The sequence below is a fragment of the Streptomyces sp. NPDC016309 genome (genome assembly GCF_043077235.1).
Classification (GTDB): domain Bacteria; phylum Actinomycetota; class Actinomycetes; order Streptomycetales; family Streptomycetaceae; genus Streptomyces.
Genome location: NZ_JBIBSG010000005.1, coordinates 160,803 through 175,010, shown reverse-complemented (window position 1 = coordinate 175,010; position 14,208 = coordinate 160,803). Strand labels below are relative to the sequence as shown.

General features: G+C 73.8%; 12 protein-coding genes and 1 tRNA gene. 9 read left to right on the top strand and 4 right to left on the bottom strand.

Annotated elements, in window-relative coordinates; translation table 11 throughout:
* Positions 1-73 precede the first annotated feature (73 nt).
* From ACF068_RS14320 to ACF068_RS14290, 7 genes are all read left to right on the top strand, one after another.
* The gene (locus ACF068_RS14320) at positions 74-901 is read left to right on the top strand and encodes a phosphatase PAP2 family protein (protein ID WP_392274523.1); all 828 of its coding nucleotides are present in this window, start codon (positions 74-76) and stop codon (positions 899-901) included.
* Positions 834-1,958, top strand: coding sequence for a hypothetical protein (locus tag ACF068_RS14315; protein ID WP_392274522.1), 1,125 nt, complete (start codon positions 834-836; stop codon positions 1,956-1,958). The genes ACF068_RS14320 and ACF068_RS14315 overlap by 68 nt, the downstream gene beginning before the upstream one ends.
* Positions 1,949-3,538, top strand: a complete 1,590-nt coding sequence (locus ACF068_RS14310; RefSeq protein ID WP_392274521.1) for a hypothetical protein — start codon at positions 1,949-1,951, stop codon at positions 3,536-3,538. Before ACF068_RS14315 ends, ACF068_RS14310 begins: the two co-directional genes overlap by 10 nt.
* A gap of 5 nt (positions 3,539-3,543) precedes the next feature.
* A complete protein-coding gene (locus ACF068_RS14305) occupies positions 3,544-4,872 on the top strand; it encodes an AAA domain-containing protein (RefSeq protein ID WP_392274867.1) in 1,329 nt (442 codons plus the stop codon).
* A 119-nt stretch (positions 4,873-4,991) separates the two neighbouring features.
* Positions 4,992-5,345, top strand: coding sequence for a hypothetical protein (locus ACF068_RS14300; protein ID WP_392274520.1), 354 nt, complete (start codon positions 4,992-4,994; stop codon positions 5,343-5,345).
* A gap of 108 nt (positions 5,346-5,453) precedes the next feature.
* Positions 5,454-6,065, top strand: a complete 612-nt coding sequence (locus tag ACF068_RS14295) for a bifunctional DNA primase/polymerase (RefSeq protein ID WP_392274519.1) — start codon at positions 5,454-5,456, stop codon at positions 6,063-6,065.
* Positions 6,056-6,129, top strand: a tRNA-Lys gene (locus ACF068_RS14290). The genes ACF068_RS14295 and ACF068_RS14290 overlap by 10 nt, the downstream gene beginning before the upstream one ends.
* Before the next feature lie 134 nt (positions 6,130-6,263).
* Here ACF068_RS14290 and ACF068_RS14285 read toward each other — a convergent pair.
* Entirely contained in the window at positions 6,264-7,514 is a 1,251-nt protein-coding gene (locus ACF068_RS14285; protein WP_392274518.1) for a M6 family metalloprotease domain-containing protein, read from the bottom strand.
* 342 nt (positions 7,515-7,856) lie between these two features.
* Here ACF068_RS14285 and ACF068_RS14280 point away from each other — a divergent pair, with 342 nt between their 5' ends.
* Positions 7,857-9,722, top strand: coding sequence for a putative bifunctional diguanylate cyclase/phosphodiesterase (locus ACF068_RS14280; protein WP_392274517.1), 1,866 nt, complete (start codon positions 7,857-7,859; stop codon positions 9,720-9,722).
* Here ACF068_RS14280 and ACF068_RS14275 read toward each other — a convergent pair.
* Entirely contained in the window at positions 9,709-10,629 is a 921-nt protein-coding gene (locus ACF068_RS14275; protein WP_392274516.1) for a LysR family transcriptional regulator, read from the bottom strand. The genes ACF068_RS14280 and ACF068_RS14275 overlap by 14 nt on opposite strands.
* Before the next feature lie 92 nt (positions 10,630-10,721).
* Here ACF068_RS14275 and ACF068_RS14270 point away from each other — a divergent pair, with 92 nt between their 5' ends.
* Entirely contained in the window at positions 10,722-11,126 is a 405-nt protein-coding gene (locus tag ACF068_RS14270; RefSeq protein WP_392274515.1) for a nuclear transport factor 2 family protein, read from the top strand.
* A 93-nt stretch (positions 11,127-11,219) separates the two neighbouring features.
* Here ACF068_RS14270 and ACF068_RS14265 read toward each other — a convergent pair whose 3' ends face one another.
* The gene (locus ACF068_RS14265) at positions 11,220-12,881 is read right to left on the bottom strand and encodes a glycosyl hydrolase family 18 protein (protein WP_392274514.1); all 1,662 of its coding nucleotides are present in this window, start codon (positions 12,879-12,881) and stop codon (positions 11,220-11,222) included.
* A 184-nt stretch (positions 12,882-13,065) separates the two neighbouring features.
* Positions 13,066-14,163, bottom strand: a complete 1,098-nt coding sequence (locus ACF068_RS14260; protein WP_392274513.1) for an LLM class flavin-dependent oxidoreductase — start codon at positions 14,161-14,163, stop codon at positions 13,066-13,068.
* Between the last annotated feature and the right edge of the window lie 45 nt (positions 14,164-14,208).

The following is a 14,208-nucleotide window of genomic DNA, read 5'->3' as shown; positions in this document are numbered from 1 at the left end:
GGTTACGAGGCGGGCAACCCGCGCGGTACGCGGGGCGTCCCTGTGGGGGGAGCGCACAGGGGGGAGCGTCCGTATGCCGTACGCCGCGGGGGGACACCGGCCGCGCTGGTGGGCCGAGACCGCGCTGCTCGCGGTGGTGTACGCCGCCTACTCGGGGGGCCGGCTGCTCGCCCGGGGCGACGAGCGGGACGCGGTCGGGCACGGGCTGGCGATCCTGCGGCTGGAGGAGGCCCTGCACCTGGACGCGGAGCATCCGCTGAATCGTCTCTTCACCGGTACGCCGGCCCTGGGGATACCCGCGGACTTCGCGTACGCCTCGCTGCACTACCTGGTCACGCCGGCCGTCCTCGTGTGGCTGTTCCGCCGCCGCCCGGCGCACTACCGGGCCGCCCGGACCTGGCTGATGGTCTCCACCCTGCTGGGGCTGGTCGGCTTCACGCTGCTGCCGACCTGCCCGCCCCGGCTGCTCGGCGCCGGCGAGGGGTTCACGGACACGATGGCGTACTACAGCGCGTACGGCTGGTGGGGCGGCGAGGCGAGCGCCCCGCGCGGGCTGGGCGGGATGACCAACCAGTTCGCGGCGATGCCCAGCCTGCACGTCGGCTGGGCGCTGTGGTGCGGGGTGGTGCTGTTCCGGTACGGGCGGGCGCCGCTGCTGAGGGTCCTCGCCGTCGCGTACCCGGCCCTCACCGTCCTCGTCGTCATGGGCACGGCGAACCACTACCTCCTGGACGCGGTGGCGGGCGTCGCGGTCATGGGACTCGGGTGGTGGCTGACGCGGACGCCGGGCGTCCGGGCCCCGGTTGTCAGTGACGGATGCGAGACTTCCGCGGGTGAGCGAATCCCTGGGCAGCGGACCCGTCCCGCGTCCGCAGACGACACTGCGACAGCAGCTGGCTGAGCTGCGCGGTCCGACCGCCGCGCCGCGTCCGCTGGACGCCCGTGCGCTGGCGGCGCTGGCCGCCAACCCCGGCTGCCGGCGCCGGGCGCTGCTGGACGGCGCCGGTGTCGACAAGGCCGCGCTGGCCTCCGCGCTGGGCGCGCCGTCGGGCTTCGGCCAGTCGCAGTTCGCGTTCATGCGGGGCAATGCCTTCGAGGCCCGGGTGAAGGCCGACGGCGGGCGGGAGCTGATGCGGCTGCTGGGCGTGGCCGAGCCGGCGGAGGTGCGGGTGCCGGACCTGGCGGCGGCCGGGCCGGAGGGCCGTGCGGCGCGCACCGCGCTGGCGCTGCGGGAGGCGACGGAGGCCGGGGCGTGGTCGCTGCTCGACCATCCGATGCTGGCCCTGGAGGTGGCCGGTTCGCCCGCGTATCTGGAGCCGGACGCGGTGGTGGTGGGTCCGGACGGGCGGTGGACGGTCGTCGAGATCAAGTCGTTCCCGATGATCGACGGTTCCGCGGACGCGGCGAAGGTGGGCGCGGCGGCCCGGCAGGCCGCGGTGTACGTGCTGGCGCTGGAGCGGGTCGCGGCGGTGACCGGGGACGCGGAGGTGGCGCACTCGGTGCTGCTGGTGTGCCCCAGGGACTTCTCCAACGAGCCGGCCGCCTCGGCCGTCGACGTGCGCAAGCAGTTGTCGGTGACCCGGCGGCAGCTCGCCCGGCTGACCCGGATCGAGGACATCGCGGCGGCCCTGCCCGAGGGGGTCACCTTCGACATGGCGGCCTGCTCGGCGGAGCAGTTGGCGGCGGCGGTGGAGGCGGTGCCGCACGCGTACGCGCCGGAGTGCCTGGCGGCGTGCGAGCTGGCGTTCCACTGCCGCGACCGGGCCCGGGCGGCAGGGGCGGTGGAGACGCTGGGCCGTTCGGTGCGCGGTGAGCTGGGCGGGCTGACGACGGTGGGCGGGGTGCTGGCGGCGGCGCGGGGCGAGGCGGGTGATCCCGCCGATCCGGCGGTGGCGGCGCTGCGGCAGGCGGCGGCCCTGCGGGCCCAGTCCCTGGAGGCGGTGCGGGCATGTCGCTGATCTCCACGCTCGCCCGGCTGGAGGCCGTCGAGTCGGGCCGCGCCCAGCCGCTGGCGACGGTGCGGCACCGGCACGTGTCCGGGCGGCCGCTCGTCCTCGTACCGCTGACGACCGCCGGTGAGGCGGGCGCGCCGCTGGGGGCGCTGGTCGGCACCGATCCGGAGGAGCCGCGGCTGCTGGTGGTGGCCCAGCCGCGCGACCGGGACCTGCGGTTCGCGTTCCTGGCGGACCTGGCCGAGGCGGTCCTGCCGTACGTCGACGGGTTCGCGGACGACGTCGAGGCGGCCGAGCGCAACGAGACCGATCCGGAGACCGGCAGGAAGGTCAAGGTCGAGGTGGAGCTGTGCGCGGACGCGCCGCAGCTCATCGTGCCGAGCCGGGCCGGCGTGGAGTACGTGCGGCTGCTGGGCCGGTCGATGCGGTTCCGGCGCACCGCCGAGCAGGACCCGGAGACGCCGTTCCCGGCGCCGCCGCGCGTGCCGCTGCTGGGGCGGTGGCTGACGCACTACGGGGAGCGGGCCCGGGTGCCGGGCTCGTCGCTGCTGCTGGCGGCGACCGATCTGCTGAACCGGCACTGGGCGACCGGCCAGTCGTCGCTGGAGGACCAGCACCTGGGGGCGCTGCTCGCCTGGATCGACGCGCCGGAGGGCGGTTCCGGCGCCGAGGCGGCCCTGCGCGCGGAGCTGGGGCGGGACCGGGACGGTCAGCTCCTGTGCCCGCCGGCCGGTCCGGCGACCGACCCGGCGTTCGACAACCGGCTGCTGGCCCCGGCGATCGAGCGGTTCGACCGGGCCCGGCAGGCCCTGGCGTCGGCCGAGGACGGGGAGGCGGCCGACGAGCGGCTGGGCGAGCTGCACCGCGCCGAGCGCGAGGTCCGGCGGCTGGTCCTGACCCAGCTACGGCCGACGTGGCACGCCGTGTGGCGGGCGGTCGAGCTGGTGCGCGCGCTGCCGCCGGGCTCCCGGGTGACGGACCGGTGGACCCGCGACCGCTGGTCGTTCACCGGCCACCGGGACCGGGTGCGGGCGGGCGAGCCGCCGCAGCCGCGCCGGGACGACGCGGTGACGGCGGCGAACAAGCTGGCCGCCCGGGAGGGCGCCCAGGCGCAGTTGGAGGCGCAGGAGGCGCTCGACGACCCGCTGGTGATGGCGGCCCGGCGGCTGGCGGGTGAGGCGTTCGCGGCCGAGGTGGTGGACGTGACGATGGCCTGGTCGGAGTCGAAGCGGCCGGCACCGCGCCCGCTGCTGACCGTGCGGACGGACGACCGGCCGCACCTGGGCGAGGGCGTGAAGGCGTACCGGTCGCTGGACGGCAAGCCGCAGGCGGCCCAGTTCGTGCGGTACGAGGAGGACGGGTCGCTGGTGCTGCGGGTGCTGGACCGGATGGGGCGGGGCAAGGAGCCGGCCGGGGGGTCGGTGCCGGAGAAGGGCGACCGCCTGGTGTGGACGCTGTTCGAGCACGACCAGCGGGTGGGCCCGAAGCTGCCCGACCCGGAGGAGACGCCCTGGACGCACGGGGGTCCTCCCCGGGTGGACGCGGCGGAGGCCCCTGATCCCGTGACGCCGGAGGACCTGCTGTGACGTCCCTGCCCTTCGACCCTTCCGCCGAGGCGGCCCGGGCGACCCGGGGGATCCTCGCCGACACGCTGCACGGGGACGCGCGCGGCGTCGTCGTGGACTCGCCGCCCGGGGCGGGGAAGTCCACCCTCGTGGTGCGCGCCGCGCTGGAGCTCGCGGCGGCCGGCCGGCCGCTGATGGTGGTGGCGCAGACGAACGCCCAGGTGGACGACCTGGTGCTGCGGCTCGCCGAGAAGGAGCCGGAGCTGCCGGTGGGCCGGCTGCACAGCAACGACCCCGACCCGTACGACAAGGCGCTCGACGACCTGGGGAACGTGCGGAAGTCGGCCAGGGCGGCGGACCTGGCCGGGCTGGACGTGGTGATCTCGACGGCCGCGAAGTGGGCGCACGTCAAGGGCGTCGAGCCGTGGGGGCACGCCATCGTCGACGAGGCGTACCAGATGCGGTCGGACGCGCTGCTTGCGGTGGCGGGGCTGTTCGAGCGGGCGTTGTTCGTGGGCGACCCGGGGCAGCTCGACCCGTTCTCGGTGGTCGGCGCGGACCAGTGGGCGGGCCTGTCGTACGACCCGTCCGCGAGCGCGGTGTCGACGCTGCTGGCGCACAACCCGGACCTGCCGCAGCACCGGCTGCCGGTGTCCTGGCGGCTCCCGGCGTCGGCCGCGCCGCTGGTGTCGGACGCGTTCTACCCGTACACGCCGTTCCGCAGCGGCACCGGGCCGGGTGACCGGCGGCTGTCCTTCGGGGTGCCGTCGGACGGTTCGGGGCCGGACCGGGTGCTGGACGAGGCGGCCGCGTCGGGCTGGGGCCTGCTGGAGCTGCCGGCCCGGCACACCCCGCGCACGGACCCGGAGGCGGTCCGGGCGGTGGCGCTGGTGGTGCGGCGGGTGCTGGACCGGGGCGGGGCGGCCGTGTCGGAGCGGTCGGCGGACCCGGTGCCGCTCACGCCGGACCGGGTCGCGGTCGGCACCGCCCATCGCGACCAGGCGGCCGCGGTGCGGGCGGCGCTGGCCGAGCTGGGGGTGGCGGGCGTCACGGTCGACACGGCGAACCGCCTCCAGGGGCGTGAGTACGACGTGACGGTGGTCCTGCACCCGCTGTCGGGCCGCCCGGACGCCACGGCGTTCCACCTGGAGACGGGCCGGCTCTGCGTCCTGGCCTCCCGCCACCGGCACGCGTGCGTGGTGGTGTGCCGGGCGGGCGTCGCCGACCTGCTGGACGAGCACCCCTCGACGGAGCCGGTGCAGCTAGGAGTGACGGTGAAGTTCCCGGACGGCTGGGAGGCCAACCACGCGGTCCTCTCCCACCTGGCCGAACACCGCGTGACCTGGGTGCCGTAGGGCCGGGGCGGCGCGGGGAGGGGGCGTACTTGCGCCGGGCGGGAGAATGGAGGGTGGTCCATCACGACGGGGGCGTCCCCGCGGGTGGGGGAAGCGCGTCGTGCGAAGAGGAGACGTTCATGGCGGAGACCGAGCGGAGCGAGCAGCGGCGGCTGAGGCCCGCACCCCTGCTCTTCGAGCCTGCGGAGGCCGCCTCCGACCCCGAGCACTTCTTCGACCTGGAGTCGATGGAGGACCCGCGGGAGCTGCTCGCCCGGTCCACGGAGCTGGCGCTGGCTTTCCGCGCGGCGACCGACCGGGCGGTGGAGTTCCAGGCGGTGGCGGCCGCGCAGCTCGCCGATCCGCGGCGGTTCGACCGGCTGACGGCCGGGGACATCGCCGAGCGCGCCGAGTGGACCGAGGACTACGCCAAGAAGATGATCGAGTTCGGGCGTGACCTGCTGCGTGGCGGAGGCCGTCCCGGCGACGAGTAGCCGGGTGGCATATGACCGGGGCGCAAGATACTCCTCCCGGCGGAGGCCTGTCCCGGTTTCCGCCAACTCCCCGGAACCGGACCGTCACGGGCGGTACACCTTGGTGTCATGAGCGCTTGGCTGCGAAACGAATCGCCCCTGGACCACGCCACCGAGGTCACGGCGCCCGGAGCCGCCTGGCTGGCGTCGGCCGCCGCGTACCCGCGTTCCACGCTCGCCCTGTGGGAGTCCCGGCCGGCCGCGCCGGCGGTGCTGCCCTGCGGCTCCGTCTTCGACGTGGTGAGCGTCGAGTCCGTCTTCGGGCGCCGCATGCTCGACCGGCTGTGGGCGGAGGGGCCCGGTTCCGGTCCGGTCGCCGTTCACCGGGGGCGGATGCTGTTGTTCACCGCGCCCGGCACCGCCCACCGGCTGCCCTCGCTGCTCCGCTGGGAGGAGTGGGGCGAGGCCGTACCGCCCCTGCTCTGCCACAGCACCGGGGACGCGGTCACCGTCCCCGCGCTGACGCCCTCGGACGCGGCGGTGGGCGGCGCGCGGACCGGCGGCGCGCCGCGCTGGCTGGTGGCGCCGGACACCCGTCATCCCTGGCTGCCGGGGCCGGAGGTGATCCTCTGGGCCTGTGTGCGGGCGGTGCGGGCGGGGGCCGCGGCGGGCGTGCGGGTTTCGATTTTTCCTCCCGCCGATCAGGGTGCTAAGGTCTACGACGTCAGCAGGCGCCGCTAGCTCAGTTGGTTAGAGCAGCTGACTCTTAATCAGCGGGTCCGGGGTTCGAGTCCCTGGCGGCGCACAGACGGAAGAAGCCCCTCGCGAAAGCGAGGGGCTTCTTCGTTCCCGGCGCTTCTTCGTTCCCGGCGCTTCTTCGTTCCCGGCGCCTCTTCGTCCCGGCGCCTCTTCGTTTCCGGCGCTCCCCGGCCCCCGCCGCTACGGGACCGTGACCCGCACCGTCCAGGTGCCCGTCCGGGTCCGGTCGGCGACCTCGACGCGGGCGTTCTCCCCCGGCACCGTGAAGGTCTCGCCGACGCGCAGCGGCGCGTCCGCCAGTGGCGGGTAGACCGACCGGTCGTGGCAGGCGCCGGTCGAGGGGTGGGTGTCGACCACCTCGACGGGGCCGCCGCCCGACACCGCGTCCGTACGGACCCGGTAGATCAGCACACCCTCGGTGCAGGTGCCCTGGTCGTTGCCGGTCGCCCCGCGCGCCTCGATCGCCAGCGCGCTGGTGCTGCTGGTCCTGACGACGGCCAGCCGGGTGCCCACCGAGGCACCGCGCGGGGGCGCGGCCGCCAGCGGTTCCAGGGTGAAGCGGCTGTCGCCGGACTCGCCGGGCGCGCCCACGCAGTACACCTGGCGCCGGTCCAGCCAGCCCAGTTTCCACTTGTGCCAGCCGAAGGGTTCGGGCGCGAGGGCGAACTGGCTTCCCATCACGTCCCAGTCCCCCACATGGGTGTCCCAGTCGCCCTTGCCGTCCATCGGCCGGTGGTAGAGGTCCGGCAGGTCGAATACGTGTCCGGTTTCATGGGCGAGGACGTTGCGGTCCGGCGGGTGCCGTTCGAAGACGGTGACCACCCGCTTGATCGCCGTACCGTCGGCGTACAGCGGGGTGCTGAAGTTGACGACCTTCGTCGCGTCGGAGTCCACGCCGGGCGCGTCCGGGTCGGCGACCAGGTAGACGATGTCGTACCGGGAGAAGTCGACCACCGGGTCCGCGGCGGCGAGGGCGTCGCGCAGGTAGGCGGCGCGGCGCCCCGGCTCCCAGTCGCGCCGTATGGCGTACGAGGTGGAGGCGTGCGGCATCCGGAGCCACTCGGCGCGCGGGTGGGGGCGCAAGGTGAACCTGCCGTAGGAGGCCCGCTGGAAGAAGTGGCTGGTCGCGGGGAAGTAGTCGGCCGCGAGCGCGGCGGGGTCGGTCAGCGGCCGGGAGTCGGGGAACGACAGGAAGACCATCAGGGCGTCCAGCGTCCGCACGGGCCGCGGGTAGGCGGTGTTCCAGGTGTCCAGGCCGAGCGAGTGATGGGCGTCGGTGCGCGGCAGGGCGCAGGGGCCGGCCGCGGGGGCGGCGTTCGCGGGACCGGCGACGAGACCGGTGGCCGCGAGCGAAAGGAGGGCGAAGAGGCCCGCCGCGGTGGCACGCAGGCGGCGGCGCTCCACTCCGTCGGGTGGCTGCTGACCCTCCACGTCGACCTCCGGTGCGGCAATCGGGACGTCTCACTACCCTGTGACGTTTTGTGCCGTTACGCCCTGTTCCGCTGCCCCACCCGGGTGACTGGGCGACGCGCCGCACCGGTCCGCGAAGTTCACCGACAGTCACAACCGATCACGGCAGAACCGGGCGGGGCCACACCCGTGCAGAAACGATCGGCCGCCCGCGGAGGGCGGATTCCTCACAGGAACCCCACCCGTCTCATGCGGTGGCGGCGCTGGAACGGCCGCCGTTGAAGCCTCTATGATCGGCACACTTTCCTGGCCGACCCATCCCGACCACATCTGTGCGTCACAACTGCCTTGCGGGAGCGAGCCGTGAACGGAACCTCCGAAGGACCGGGAGCTGCGGCGGTCTCACCGACCGGAACCGCCCCGCGGCCGGTCACCGAGAGTAATGAAACGGCCGAGGGGCCGCGCCACCCGGCCGCCGTCGTCCGCGTCCCGGCGGAAGCGCCCGGACCGCGCGCCACGAACCTCCCGGACGACTACCGCGCCGCCTTCAACGCCGCCCACCTCGCCATGGCGGTCGTCGACCCCGAGGGGCTGGTGGTCACCGCGAACGAGTCCCTGGCCGCCCTGCTCGGCACCGACACCGCCTCCTTGCGCGAACAGGCCGCCGCCGACCTCGTCGACCTGGCCTCCGACACCCGCACCTGGCACGCGTACCGCGAGGTGCTGCGGGGCCGGCGCTCCCGCTTCCGCTGCACGCGCCGCCTCAAACACCCCGACGGGCGCTCCCTGTGGGCCGAGGTGACCGTCGCCCCGGTCACCGCCGGCCGGGGCGTCCTGCTGTCCATCGCGGACATCAGCGACCGGCGCCAGCTCCAGGCCCGGCTGCGGCACCTCCAGATGCACGACCCCGTGACCCGGCTGCCCAACCGCACCCTGTTCTTCGAGCGCCTGACCTCGGCGCTGGAGAACTCCTCGTACGACGACGGCGGCACCGGCCGCATCGGGCTGTGCTACCTGGACCTCGACGGGTTCAAGGCGGTCAACGACACCCTCGGGCACCGCGTCGGCGACCGGCTGCTGGCCGCCGTCGCCACCCGGCTCACCGAGTGCGCCGACGGCGACGGCCACACGCGCGGCGGCGGGCACCTGGTGGCCCGGCTCGGCGGGGACGAGTTCGCCATCCTGGTCGAGGACTCCACCGGTACGGAACACCTCGCCGACCTCGCCCGGTCGGTGCTCGCCGCCGTACAGAAGCCGTTCGACCTGGCCGGGCAGCGGCTGTCGGTCTCGGCGTCCATCGGGGTCGTCGAGCGGACCGCGGCCGGCACCACCGTCAACGGCCTGATGCAGGCCGCCGACACCACGCTGTACTGGGCCAAGGCCGACGGCAAGGCCCGCTGGACGCTGTTCGACCCCGAGCGCAACGCCCACCGGATGACCCGGCAGTCGCTCTCCTCCACCCTCCGCCGGGCCGTCGAGCGGGGCGAGTTCGCGCTGGAGTACCAGCCGCTGGTGGGCATGGCGGACGGGACGGTGCGGGGCGTGGAGGCCCTGGTCCGCTGGAACCACCCGCAGTTCGGCACCCTGGCGCCGAATCGGTTCATCGGAATTGCTGAAGAAGACGGCTCGATCGTGCAGCTCGGCCGCTGGGTGCTGCGCACCGCGTGCCGCCAGGCCCGGCGGTGGCAGGTCGACCACCCCGGCGAGCGCCCGCTGTTCGTGAGCGTCAACGTGGCCGTGCGCCAGGTGTGGGACTCCGACCTGGTCGCGGACGTGGCCGAGATCCTCGCGGAGACCGGCCTCGCCCCCCACCTGCTCCAGCTCGAGCTGACCGAGTCGGCGGTGATGGGCTCGGCCGGACGGCCGCTGCAAGCCCTCCAGGCGCTCAGCGACATGGGCGTACGGATCGCCATCGACGACTTCGGCACGGGCTACTCCAACCTCGCCTACCTCAGCCGCCTCCCCGTCAAGGTGCTGAAGCTGGACGGCTCCTTCGTGCGCGGGTTCCAGGACGAGGAGCACCCCAACCCGGCCGACGAGGTGATCGTCGAGGCGCTGGTGCAGCTCGCGCACCGGCTCGGGCTGACCGTCACCGCGGAGTGCGTGGAGACCTCGGGCCAGGCCGCCCGGCTGCGCCGCATCGGCTGCGACACCGGCCAGGGCTGGCTGTACTCCCGGGCGGTCGCCGCCGAGCGGATCGCCGAGCTGATCGGCGTCACCCCGGGCTGACCGGACCGGGGTCCTCCCCGCGGCTCACGGTCAGCGCGCTGCGGACGAAGTCCCGCACCACGGGCGGCACCTCGCCGCCGGACCGCCAGACGACGCCCACCTGGCTGTGGCTGACCCCGCGCACCGGCCGGTAGACCACGTCGGGGCGCTGGTAGAAGCGGGCGGTGGCCTCCGGGGTGAGGCCGATGCCGTAGCCGCTCGCGATGGCGCCCAGCCACTCGTCCGGGTTGTTCGCCACCGCGCCGACCGTCACGGGGTGCCCGTCGCGCTCGTCGACGGCCAGCCAGTAGTCGCGCCACCAGCCGGAGGCGTCCGGCGTGGTGACGAACGGCTCGTCGAGGACCTCCCGGAAGTCGATCACCTCGCGGTCCGCCAGCCGGTGCGCGGCCGGCAGGGCCAGCCAGCGGTCCTCGGTGAGCAGCACCTCCACGCCGTGCTCGTCCTGGCCGGGGAACGGCAGCCGCAGCAGCGCCACATCGGTCCCGCCGCCGGCCAGTCCGGCCGTCGGGTCCTCCCAGCCCGTCTGGACCAGCCGCACCCGCCAGCCGGGGCGGCGCCGGGCGAACTCGGCGATGATCTGCTGGGTCAGCTCGTTGGCGGCCGACGCCACGAAGCCGACCCGCAGCACCCGCTGCGCCCGCTCGGCCGCCGACTTGGTCGTGAGCAGCGCCGTCCTCCAGGCGTCGAGGACGGGGGGTACGGCGGCGGCGAGCGCGGTACCCGCGTCGGTGAGGGCCATGCCGTTGCGCGAGCGGACGAACAGCTCCACGCCCAGTTGGGCCTCCAGTTGCCTGACCTGCTTGGTCAGTGCGGGCTGGGAGATGAACAACCGCTCGGCGGCACGGGTGAGATGGCCCTCTTCGGCGACGGCGGCGAAGTAACGCAGCAGCCGGGTGTCGATGTCCATGCCACAAGGTTATGGATTCAAGCATTGGACCGGAGTGGTCGGGCGGAGGGAGGCTCGACCACACAAGGAGCCGCACACGGGGAAGGGTTGAGATGAGCAACCCCAACATCGACCTGATCAAACGTTTCTGGGCCGGGTACGCCACCGGGGACCTGGAAGGACTGCGCGAGACGGTGCTCGCGCCGGACGCGGTGTGGCACGTGCCGGGCAACCATCCGCTGGCCGGCAGCCACCGCGGGGCGGAGGGCATCACCACGTACCTGGAGGGACTGGCGACCGGGGACTTCACCGCCGACGTCTGGTACGCGGGGGCGGACGAGAGCCATGTGGTGGAGGTCCACCACTGCGTGAGCCACCGGGGGGACGGCACGGACATCGACATGGACTGGGTGCTGGTGTTCCGGATGGAGAAGGGCCGCATCGCCGAGATACGGCACTTCCCGGCGGACCAGGCCGCCGTGGACGAGTTCTTCAACGTCCTCGTCGACAACGGCTGAACGACGGGCCGCCGCCCCCCGTCGGGACGCGGGGGGCGGCGGTCGTGCGGGGGCGGCGGTGGTGTGGGAGGGCCGCCCCGGAGGGGGGTGGGATCAGCAGGCGCCGAGGTCCTGCCAGACGCCCCACTCACCGGTGGTGCCGGGCTCCTCGCCCTTCGTCCACCACTTGGCCTTCCAGGTGTGCCCCTTGTGCGCGACCTGCGCGCCACCGGTGTACTCGGTGGCCGGCGCCCAGGCCGCCGCGGAGCAGCCGGCCGGCGGGTCGGTCGGCGTCGGAGTCGGGGTGGGGGTCGGGGTGGGCGTGGGGGTCGGGGTCGTCGGGGACGAGCCGACCGCGGCCACGATGTCGTTCAGCAGCGTGGTCCGCTCGTCCAGTCCGAGCAGCGAGTACATCATCGCGCCCGCCAGGCCCCGGCTGTGGGCGTAGTCCGCGCGGGCCTGGACGGCACGCTTGTCCAGCCCGGTGAAGAACTCGCCGTCCTTGTAGAAGTACGCGGCCTTCGCCTCGTCGTCCCAGAAGGTGGTCGCCGGGTTGTCGACGATGCCGCCGAGCTCCTTGTAGTGGGCGATGCCCGCCTGCTGGCTGACCGGCCGGGCGGCGGAGGCGCCGGTCGCGGGCTGCCCGAGACCGTTCCTGGCGCCCGCCGGGACGCCCTTCCAGCCGCGGTAGTAGAACTCGTAGCCCAGGGTCAGCTTGTTCGCCGGGAAGCCGCCCGCGATGCCGTACGCCGGCTTGCCGTCGATCCAGGAGTCGATGGCGTTGTCGATCGAGTACTTCTCGGTGCCGGGCTTGACCGGGTCGGTCGGGTCACCGGCGCCGGAGTACAGCGGGGACTGGTGGTACGCGGGCCCGTCGCCGTCCCAGGCGCCGTGCATGTCGTACGTCATGATGTTCGCGTAGTCGAGATACGCGCCGATCTTGTCCGTCTCGATGTTCTTGATCTTGTCCTGGCCGGCCGGCAGCGCGGCGGTCAGCAGGTACTTCTTGCCGCCGTGGGCGGCCCCGTAGGCGTCGAGCTGCTTGCGGAACTCGGCGAGCAGCAGCGTGAAGTTCTGCTTGTCCTCGGGTCCGTAGTGGTTGCCGAGGTGGCCGTCGGGCGAGCCCGGGTACTCCCAGTCGATGTCGATGCCGTCGAAGATCCCGGCGGCGGTGCCGGGGCCGCCGTACCCGCCCTCGACGGGCAGGTCGCCGGCGATGTACTGCTTGACGCAGGAGGCCACGAACTTCTTGCGGCTCGCGTCGGTCTTCGCCGCGTCGTGGAAGTACTCGGAGTAGGTCCAGCCACCCAGCGAGATGTTGATCCTGAGCTTGGGGTACTTCGCCTTCAGCTCCTTGAACTGGTTGAAGACGCCCACGATCGGCTGGTCCCACTTGTCGGCGACCCCGTCGACGCTGTCGGCCGCCGAGAAGGAGCGCTGGTAGTCGGCGTACGAGTCGCCCGCGCCGTCACCGGCGTTGGGGTTGTTGTCGTCGCCCGCCGCCTTGTTGGCCTCGAAGCAGGTCAGCTCGGTGGGGTGGATGTTGCCGAACGAGTAGTTGATGACGTCCAGCTTGCCGGCGATCCCCCGGGTGTCCAGGTGCTTGGGGTAGAAGGCGTTGCCGTACACGCTCCACTGGTCGTAGTACGCGATCTTCACCCCGCCGGTGGAGGCGGCTGCGGGCTGGGCGGTGGCCGTGCCGCCGGCGGTGGCCAGCACACCGGCGGCGAGCGCCACGCCGGTGAGCGCGGCGATGAGGGGTTTGCGGTGGTGCACGTGCGGCCTCCGGGGTTGTACGCGGCGGTAGTTGACGAAGTGATAACCGCCGCGCGAACACCGCGTCAATGGTCCGGACCAAATGAGGACTAGACCAATCTCCGGGCAAAACCGCTCGTCACGGCCCGCGTCCGCACAGGAAGAACCGCTCGCCACCACAGGTGACGAGCGGTTTAAGCCTGCCTTAGGAACCTTGTGCGCCCGTTCCCGAGGGAGAACCATCCGGCAGGTCGTAGACGTCCGCGATCAGCTCGTACGAGCGCAGCCGCGCCTCCGCGCCGTGCGCGTTGGCCGTGATCATCAGCTCGTCGGCACCGGTCCGCTTCCGCAGGCCGTCCAGGCCGTCGCGGACCGCGTCCGGCGTGCCGTGCACGACGTTTGCCAGCCAGCCGTCGACGAAGTCCCGCTCGGCGGCGCTGAACGCGTACGCCTCCGCCTCCTCCGGCGTGGGGATCAGGCCGGGGCGCCCGGTGCGCAGCCGGACCATGGACAGGGCGCCGGTGAGCACCTGCCGCCGCGCCTCCTTCTCGTCGTCCGAGGCCAGCGCGGAGACGCCGATGAGGGTGTACGGCTCGTCGAGCACCGCGGACGGGCGGAACGAGTCCCGGTACAGCTCCAGCGCCGGGACCGTGTTGTGCGCCGAGAAGTGGTGGGCGAACGCGAACGGCAGCCCCAGCATCCCCGCGAGCCGCGCACTGAAGCCCGAGGAGCCCAGCAGCCACACGGGCGGCCGGCCCGCAGGGCCCTGCACCGGGCCCGGCACGGCGTGGATCCGGGCGTAGGGGTGGCCGTCGGGGAAGTCGTCGTCGAGGAACCGGGTGAGCTCGGCGAGCTGCTCGGGGAACTCGTCGGCGCCCTCGCTCAGCCGGTCGGTGCGGCGCAGCGCCGCGGCGGTGGCGCCGTCCGTGCCGGGGGCGCGGCCGAGGCCGAGGTCGATGCGGCCCGGGGCCATGGCCTCCAGGGTGCCGAACTGCTCGGCGATGACGAGCGGGGCGTGGTTGGGCAGCATGACGCCGCCCGAGCCGAGCCGGATGCGCTCGGTGTGGGCGGCGAGGTGCGCGAGGATCACGGCCGGGGAGGAGGAGGCCACGCCGGGCATGGAGTGGTGCTCGGCGACCCAGTGGCGGTGGTAGCCGCGGTGCTCGGCCAGCCGGGCGAGGGCGACGCTGGTACCCAGGGCCTGGGTGGCGGTGCGGCCGCTGCCCACCGTGACCAGGTCCAGTACGGACAGGGGTACGGGCGCGGTCCCCCGCGCCGTGCCTCGAATGGCGTCGTGACTCACCGGTGGGACCCTCCTGCGCGGAACGTGCGGACGACCACCGTCAAC